At 67.7% G+C, this 1,849-nt stretch carries 2 protein-coding genes; both read right to left on the bottom strand.

Annotated elements, in window-relative coordinates; all coding sequences use genetic code 11:
- Positions 1–294, bottom strand: a 294-nt coding sequence (locus tag EJK15_RS69085; RefSeq protein ID WP_476739218.1) for an oxidoreductase, incomplete at its 3' end; no start/stop codon positions are given.
- 18 nt (positions 295–312) lie between these two features.
- On the bottom strand, positions 313–1,104 hold the full coding sequence (locus EJK15_RS69080; protein WP_138720890.1) for an SDR family NAD(P)-dependent oxidoreductase: 792 nt from the start codon (positions 1,102–1,104) through the stop codon (positions 313–315).
- Between the last annotated feature and the right edge of the window lie 745 nt (positions 1,105–1,849).

Below are 1,849 nucleotides of genomic sequence, written 5' to 3'. Positions count from 1 at the left end.
GTTGTCGGGGTGGGACATCCGTCCGGCGTGCATGAGCTGGATGACGATGCGTCCGTCGACGCCGTGCACGGCGTCGGTGATCTTGCGCCACCCGGCGATGTGCTCCTCGGAGTAGATGCCGGGGGTGAGCAGGTAGCCCTGCCCGTCGGCGTTGGGCTGGGTGCCCTCGGTGATGATGAGGGCGTGGGAGGCGCGCGGGGAGGACGCCGAGCGCGTCGGTCTTCCCCCACTCCGGAGGACGCATCGGTCGTGTGTAGCAGCGGCCGTGCCGTTGTCATAAAGGGACTCCCGCACCCGGAGTCGGAGCGGTGGTCAGCCGCGGTAGCGATCGGCCGGGACCCGCTGCGACAGGTTCGGGACGAGCGTCTGACGCGCCTTCTCGAACGACTCCCAGTCGCTGATCTCCGGCAGTGACGGGATGGTGACGGGCTCCCCGGCGTCGAGGCCGGCGAGCGCCGCGTCGACGGCGTCGTCCGCGCTCATGATCCACTCGTCGGGAAACGCCGCGAGGTCGAGGCCGGAGCCGTCCCAGAACTCCGTGCGGACAGCGCCCGGCAGCACGGCCTGCACCGTGACGGGGCTCTCGGCGAGTTCCTGCTGCAGGGCCTGGGTGAACGTCAGCACGTAGCTCTTGGTGCCGCTGTAGACGGCGCTGACGGGCAGGATGTTGAGAGCCAGGGCAGAGGAGATGTTCACCACGGTGCCGCGCCCGCGGGCCGTCAGGCCCGGCAGGACCGCGGTGGTCAGCCTGGTCAGCGATGTCACGTTGAGGTTGATCAGTGCCTCGGAGGCCGCAGCGTCGGAGGTTGCCAGCGGGGTGAACAGCGCCCCGCCGGCGTTGTTGATCAATACCTCGATGCTCTCGTCGGTCCGCAGACGCTCCTCGACCACGGAGATCTGCGCCGCATCGGTGAGGTCGGCGGTGACGACGTCCACTGCGCGGCCCGTGCGGCTGCGGATGTCCGACGCCAGTGTTTCCAGTCGCGCAGTGTTCCGGGCCGCCAGGATCAGGTCGTAGCCCCGGTCGGCAAGCCGCTGCGCGTAGGCGGTACCCAGGCCGGCGGACGCGCCGGTGACGACGGCGCTCTTGTTCTGCGTGGTCATGGGGGTGGATCTCATTTCTGGTCTGGCGGATGAGTGGGGGGCCAAAGCGTCGGCCTCGCTTTAGATTACGATAGATATCTAAAGCCGTCCAGTCAACGGTCCCCCCGATGCCGTCAGTCACCGCCCGCGGTCGGAGACTGCTCCACGTGCACGCGGGCTATAGGGTCGGCGGCCGTTCAGGTTCGAATGGAGACTCCTCGGGCGCAGGGTCGCCGTGGACGGTTTCGTGTACTGCCCTCACGACGAGCGCGCGGGCACGGCGAACGACGCCCCTGCGGAGACCTGCACGCTGCACACACGCCGAGCACGACGCGAGCCGCCTCCAACCGGCGTCGGATCACCCCAGGCCGCTTGGGGCGAGCAGCGCGGTCTCCCGCTCGGCAGCCCCTCGGCTTGCCGCGCATAGGCTCAGGCGCCCAGGGACGGGACCCACTTGTCGCCAAAGGGGTCGGCAACAGTTGTTCTTTGAGTGTGCGTAAGTGTGCACGAAATGACAGGAGCTGATGCCGGAGTGTGCGCCGTGAACCTCACGGTTGGTAGAGACCGCAGGGTGCGCCGGCAACCGTGACGCCACGGCCGCATGGGCCATAAGGGCTTTCGTATCGCTCAAACGTTCTACCCAACGGTGGCAAATTTCGGTAGTCTATTCGTCACCTTCGGTAATGACGTGGGGGGTCATGCAGGCGTACCGGTGTGCTCGCGATCGCCATCCAGCGATCTCTTCGCCTGCCTGCCGCTCGGCCAA

The sequence above is a fragment of the Nonomuraea basaltis genome, assembly GCF_005893125.1.
In the GTDB taxonomy this organism is placed as follows: domain Bacteria; phylum Actinomycetota; class Actinomycetes; order Streptosporangiales; family Streptosporangiaceae; genus Nonomuraea; species Nonomuraea basaltis.
Note: the sequence above shows the minus strand (reverse complement) of the source record. Positions and strands in the feature narration are given on the sequence as shown.